The sequence below is a fragment of the Vibrio makurazakiensis genome, assembly GCF_050337375.1.
Lineage (GTDB): Bacteria > Pseudomonadota > Gammaproteobacteria > Enterobacterales > Vibrionaceae > Vibrio > Vibrio makurazakiensis.
Genome location: NZ_JAKJSW010000357.1, coordinates 1 through 2,713, shown reverse-complemented (window position 1 = coordinate 2,713; position 2,713 = coordinate 1). Strand labels below are relative to the sequence as shown.

3 protein-coding genes are annotated in these 2,713 nt (G+C 39.7%); 1 reads left to right on the top strand and 2 read right to left on the bottom strand.

Annotated elements, in window-relative coordinates:
- Positions 1-17: 17 nt before the first annotated feature.
- Complete coding sequence (locus L4C33_RS21320; protein ID WP_428814394.1) at positions 18-806, bottom strand: substrate-binding periplasmic protein; 789 nt, start codon at positions 804-806, stop codon at positions 18-20.
- Positions 807-947: 141 nt separating this feature from the next.
- Between L4C33_RS21320 and L4C33_RS21315 the strand changes: the two genes are divergently transcribed.
- Positions 948-1,508 carry an RNA-binding S4 domain-containing protein gene (locus L4C33_RS21315; protein WP_428814393.1) on the top strand — a complete coding sequence of 187 codons (561 nt, stop codon included), beginning with the start codon at positions 948-950 and terminating at the stop codon, positions 1,506-1,508.
- 141 nt (positions 1,509-1,649) lie between these two features.
- On the opposite strand, the gene L4C33_RS21310 is transcribed toward L4C33_RS21315, so the two are convergent.
- Complete coding sequence (locus L4C33_RS21310; protein WP_428814395.1) at positions 1,650-2,441, bottom strand: EAL domain-containing protein; 792 nt, start codon at positions 2,439-2,441, stop codon at positions 1,650-1,652.
- Positions 2,442-2,713: the final 272 nt, after the last annotated feature.

Here is a 2,713-nt window from a genome sequence, read left to right as displayed (position 1 = left end):
ATATATGACAACAGATATTAATTGGCGTAGTTACGGAGCAAAAATTGTATTTCACCATTATTGATCATATCTAGAATAACAGTGTCGAACTTTTCGACGAAATCCGCTTTATAAGGAAAGTGATTTTCATTGATTCCAGAGTAAGCTAAGTAGCCATGTTCAGAACTGACATTAACACTCAGGTGAAAAGCTGTGTCTTCGTCTAGGTCTCCACTTTCTTTTAACTGTTTCACTTCCCACTGAATGGACAATTTGTCATTGATGTAGCAATCAATTCGACCAGCCCTAAGTTTGAGTACGTTTTCTCGATTATCTCTACCGGGCTCTACATTAATGTTTTTGTCTTTTTCGGCTTGCCAGAACTCATCTCCGCCAATAGAAAATGACTCATTGATCCCAATGGTCATTCCAAAGAAGTCATCAGGCCATATAGGTTGGTTCCGAATACTCTTTATCTTGTGTTGATTGCAATAAACGACCACTTCCTCATCGAGTATCGCAGTCGAATATGGGGAAATGTATGACCGTTTATTGGCATAAAAATAGGGGGGGTAGAGTGCAAAGCCTTTGCCTGTTTCCAGCATTTTGAGCCCGCGTTTGAATGGCACAGGAATAATGGACACGGTGTAGTTAGGCATCCTGCTAAATGCAATCCGCAAGATGTCAGCGTAAATACCTTTAGCAACACCGTTAACCTCATAGCTATATGGTGGGTAAGCGTCATCAGCGTACACGACTACAGGTATACGCTCACTAGCGTGAGAGTGTATTGCTCCCAATATCCATATCAAGAGAAAACGGCGCATAAAGCTCCAATATCTAAGGACTATAATTAACTGTAGTCGATGCTATGAAACAGCTATAGTCATTTAAATAGAAGTATAGGGCATGGTTATTTACGCGCATAGGTATTACACTGCGCGCAGGGTTATCAGTGAGAAGTAAAAATGAACCAAGAAGATTACGAAGACGCAGATTTTGAAGGCTACGAACAAGTCGAAGAAGGCGAAGAAATTGAGATTGAAGCGCTAGGTGTTGATGTGTCCTCRCAGCCTATAGAGCTTTATAAAGTGTTTAAAATTGCTAACCTAGTCAGCGGTGGCGGTGAAGCTAAACACATTATTTCAGAAGGTTATGTAGCGGTTAACGGTGAATTAGAAACGCGTAAACGTCGTAAAATGTACGATGGCGATTTTTTTGAATTTAACCAAGAGTACTACGTAGTCGTTTGTGATCAACCTGTTCAAGAAGTTGAAGATAAACCGAAGAAGAAAGAAGCGGCTAAAACGGATCCAAATGCTAAGAAAAGCAAAAAGTCTAATAAAACTAAGCAAGAGTCTAAGAGAAACGAACAGAAACACGCTGAACCTAAAAAGACAAAGGCTAGTCAGCTAAGCGCAAAGGCTGAGCCAAAGAAAGAGAACAAAGCAAAAGCGAAAAAGAAACAAGATACACCGAAGCCACAGCGTGATGATAAAAGTGGTCGAAACTCTATTGAGTTCTTCTAGCGGGTTCTTTAAACCAAAATGTGAATATAAAGCGTCACATTGAGCGAGCCATAATATAAAGGCCAGTAGTTATTTAACTATTGGCCTTTTAGTATCTAAACGATACAGAATGATAACGATGTTATGCGCGAAACGACTCAGTTAAACGGCCTGTTGGGTGTTTAGCTGAATAGGCATCGGCATGGCCAAGTGGTAGCCTTGATACATATTGAACCCTAGCTCTTTCATCATGTCGAATTGTTCTTGAGTTTCAATGCCTTCGATTACAGTTTTTGCACCGATGCGTTTAGCCAGTTGCAGTGCGACATTAATTTGTTCGCTTTTACCTTTTTCAAACTCAAGCATTAATGAGCGATCTACTTTCAATATATTGGGGGTGATGTGCATTACGCGTTCTTCGGTTGAAGCGTTCGTGCCGAAATCATCAACGGCTATTTGAAATCCGCTATCAGATAGGGCTTGTGCAGCTCGCTTTAGCTGATAGTCACACTCTGCATCAAGCTCGACCAATTCCATGATGATTTGATCGTTAGAGAGGCTGAGCTCTTGGAGGCGTTTAGCCAATAGGCTGTCAGAAATGTTTTCTGTGGCAAACAGCTCACCAACGTTAGGTAGTACGTTAAGGAACAGTTGCAACTCGCGAATATTTGACTGAGAAAAATTACGTATGTGTATGACGCGACTTAAACGCTCAACATTAATCTTGTCACAAGCGTTAGTTTGCTCTGAATGAAAAAAGTGGTCGGGGCGTATATTAGAACCATCACTATCAGAAATACGAACTAAGGCTTCAACGCCTACCTGAGACATATCGTGGTCAAAAATGGGTTGGTAGACGCTTTTTAGCGTTAACCCTTTATACTTTGCAATGTATTGCAGATCGGTATCAACCGAGATGCATTTGAGAAACTCTTTTCTATCCGTGAGAACCATATTTGCTACGCTACAAGTAATACATGACAACAGATACACCACTGTCTAACCAAGTGTCATAATATTGGCATCTGTGATTTTTTTGTCAAATTAAAAATTCAGGGCTAAATGTCTAGAAAGTGTTCAATATCCATTTCTATAAAATATGTTTGGTGTTTCTAAATTGTTTTTATAAATATCAAGTTGATGATTTTAATGAATAATTAGTACATCGTTCCAAACTTCGAGCATAAAGTATCCATGTAATATAAGTACCAAGTATTCACTAATCG

Excerpts from the sequence above, each read along its gene's own strand:
- L4C33_RS21320 (WP_428814394.1), bottom strand. The coding sequence starts at position 806 with ATGCGCCGTTTTCTCTTGATATGGATATTGGGAGCAATACACTCTCAC.
- L4C33_RS21310 (WP_428814395.1), bottom strand. The coding sequence starts at position 2,441 with ATGGTTCTCACGGATAGAAAAGAGTTTCTCAAATGCATCTCGGTTGAT.